Origin of the sequence: Streptomyces xiaopingdaonensis, assembly GCF_000262345.1 — a bacterium.
GTDB lineage: Bacteria > Actinomycetota > Actinomycetes > Streptomycetales > Streptomycetaceae > Streptomyces > Streptomyces xiaopingdaonensis.
Genome location: NZ_AJTQ01000096.1, coordinates 1 through 2615, shown reverse-complemented (window position 1 = coordinate 2615; position 2615 = coordinate 1). Strand labels below are relative to the sequence as shown.

The window sequence follows — 2615 nt, the reverse complement described above, 5'->3', positions numbered from 1 at the left end:
CGACGGCATCCAGGGGGGAGCCGTCGACCGCGGCCCGCATCCGTACACGCTTCCGCTCTTCTCTTTACCAACTGCCCTTTTAAACCAAGCGTCATGGAATTCGGCCAGTTCGAGGCTTCCGGTGCAGAGGGAATGAAATGTGAAGAGTTCGTCACTACACTGCGAACGAGAAGCCGACCCATTCTTCGAGGAGTTGCCGTGTCCAGAACCCGAAAGGCCCTTGCCGTCTGCGCCGTGACGGCGGGCGTACTCGCCGCCGGCGCCGCGCCCGCCCTCGCCTCGGACGTGAGCAGCCAGGGCCGCCACGTCAGCTCCGGCCCCTCGGCCACAAGCGAGGACAACCGGCACATCAGCTCCCTCACCTCGGCTTCGGAAGGCGACAGCCGCCACGGCAGCGTCGCGCCTCTGGGGACCGACAACCGCCACAGCAGCTAGGCCGCCGCGAGGTCGGCAGCGCGGTTCAGAAGCTCCCGAGGTCGGAACTGAGCCAGTGCTCGGGATGCATATGGATGACGACCTGCTCCCCGTGCGCGGTCCACGCCTCGTCGACATACGGGGCGACCTTGTCGGCCCGCAGGTAACGGGCGGCGACCTCCCGTAGGTCGTCCTTGGTCGCGGGGACGGTGCCCACCACGGGCCCTTCCACGGAGACGTAGCGGACGCTCGGCTGGAGACGCTCCACGAGCATCGTGAATCTCCCCGCCGCGGCGACGAGTTCAGCCTTTCGGGAGTCGCGCCCCGTCAACACCCAGAGGTTCGCACCCGGTTGGTACTGGTACCAGATGGGGACGCTCAGCGGGCCCCGCCCCTCGCTGCCCGAGTCGACCGACAGGGCACCGATGTGCGGTTCGGCGAGGAACCGTTCACGCTCTTCGCGGGGCAGGGCCATGGTCTCCTCCTGGTCTTCTCCGGGCGGGCGGCTGCGGGACGGACGCCCGCCGGGGGCGGGTACCCCGCGACGGCGGTACGCACACGCGCGCCCACGCACCGCGAGGACGGTGCCGCCCCGGCACTCTCCGCAGTATGCGCCCCGCGCCGCCACGGTGCGCCCCGAAACCCCGCGCGTCCCGTGTGCGCGTCGTCCGGGGCGCGAACGCCTCTCGCGGTGCCCGGCGTTGGCGGTCCGTCCACAGGCTGTGGACAACGCATCGCGACCACCCTTGCCCACGCGCGGTGCGGGGAGAGTCTGCCGCTCCGGTCGGCACACATCGCCCGGGACGCGCCCCCTGCTTCCACTCGGTCGCGAGGGCGGCGGCACCGACGTACCGTCGGAAGAGCCCCCGGCGCCGTCCACGTCCCCCCGCGGGCGGCACCGGCGAAGGCACCTTCGCGGCGTCCCGGCGTCCCCTCTTCCGGCGCCTCCGACGTCCGCCGGACGAGACGCTGCGGCGCGGGAAAGCGAGGCGGCAAGATGGTGCGGTACATGGTCGGCTCGCTGATCGCGCTGGTCGGCGCCGCCGCTGCGGTACGCAGCCCCTTCCGCGACTGGTACGCAGGGGCACCGGGGCGCGACATCGGCTGGTACGACCTCTTCACCCCGACAGGGCCCACGGGCGGTGCCGGACTCTTCGGCGGCCTCTTCCTGCCGATGCTCGTGGCCGCCGTCCTCGTGGTGCTCGGCGTCGTGCTGCGGCTGCGGACGCCGGTCGTCGCCGGGGGCGTCGTCACGCTGGGCGTCACGATCCTCTGGATGGTCCGGCAGGCCCTGGCCACCACGGACGGACTCACCCTGGGCGGCAACGGAGTGGGCATCGGCACCGCCGCCGCACTCGCCGGAGGCGTCGTCGTCCTCCTCGGCGCCGCGGTGATGCACGGCCGCAGACGCCTGGCCGAAAAGCGTTACCGCCGACGCCACCACGAGCACCTCGGACACTACGACGCCGCACACGAACCGTACGACGCGTACGACGAGACCTACCGCACTCCCCCGGGCGAGCCCGCGCCGTACTCCAGCGCGCCACCGCGGCCGGGGCCCCGCCAGGACCAACTCCCCGAGGAGCGCGACACGGAGACCCTTCCGCCCGTCACGCCGCTCCGCCCGGAGGAGGAGCGGCGCGGGCGGGACGAGCCCGGTGGGGAGGGGCGGCGGGCGGCTTGAGTGCCGAGGGGCGTCGACCGCCGCTCGACCTCCACCGCTCACTCGCCGCCGACGTCTCCACGCACACCGCCCCTAGCGGGACTGCCCCGTCCCCTTGCCCGCATCGAGGGCGTAGACGCAACGGTCCTTGCTGCACGCGTAGACCACGCCGCCGGACTCGACGGGGGAGCCGGTGATCTCACCACCCGTCGCGAGCTTCCAACGGAGCTGGCCGCCGACCGCGTCGACCGTGTACAGACAGTGGTCGGCGGAGCCGAAGTGGACCCTGCCGGCCGCGGCCACCGGGCCGCCGACGATGTCGCCTCCCGTGGCGAAGCGCCATCGCGGGGTGCCGCTCACGGCGTCGAGCGTGTAGAGCGCGGCGCCGCTGCCGAGGTGGACGAGGCCGTCGGCGGCGACGACCGGTTCCGTCGAGTGCCTCGCCTCCGTCGCGATGCGCCAGCGGTCGTTGCCGCTCACCGCGTCGAGTGCGTAGACGGTGCCGAGGTAGTCGGCGAGATAGATGCCGCCGCCCGTC

At 72.6% G+C, this 2615-nt stretch carries 4 protein-coding genes; 2 read left to right on the top strand and 2 right to left on the bottom strand.

Features of this window, described 5'->3' with window-relative positions; translation table 11 throughout:
- The first annotated feature begins 198 nt into the window (after positions 1-198).
- The gene (locus UWG_RS0107460) at positions 199-435 is read left to right on the top strand and encodes a hypothetical protein (RefSeq protein WP_016906578.1); all 237 of its coding nucleotides are present in this window, start codon (positions 199-201) and stop codon (positions 433-435) included.
- 25 nt (positions 436-460) lie between these two features.
- On the opposite strand, the gene UWG_RS0107455 is transcribed toward UWG_RS0107460, so the two are convergent.
- On the bottom strand, positions 461-889 hold the full coding sequence (locus UWG_RS0107455; protein ID WP_016906577.1) for a pyridoxamine 5'-phosphate oxidase family protein: 429 nt from the start codon (positions 887-889) through the stop codon (positions 461-463).
- A gap of 522 nt (positions 890-1411) precedes the next feature.
- On the opposite strand from UWG_RS0107455, the gene UWG_RS0107450 reads away from it, so the two are divergent.
- Complete coding sequence (locus UWG_RS0107450; protein ID WP_016906576.1) at positions 1412-2098, top strand: hypothetical protein; 687 nt, start codon at positions 1412-1414, stop codon at positions 2096-2098.
- Positions 2099-2170: 72 nt separating this feature from the next.
- On the opposite strand, the gene UWG_RS29645 is transcribed toward UWG_RS0107450, so the two are convergent.
- A partial coding sequence (locus UWG_RS29645) for an outer membrane protein assembly factor BamB family protein (RefSeq protein ID WP_016906575.1) occupies positions 2171-2615 on the bottom strand: 445 nt, incomplete at its 5' end.

Bases quoted from the DNA above. Each gene is read 5' to 3' on its own strand.
- UWG_RS0107455 (WP_016906577.1), bottom strand. From the start codon at position 889: ATGGCCCTGCCCCGCGAAGAGCGTGAACGGTTCCTCGCCGAACCGCAC.
- UWG_RS0107450 (WP_016906576.1), top strand. From the start codon at position 1,412: ATGGTGCGGTACATGGTCGGCTCGCTGATCGCGCTGGTCGGCGCCGCC.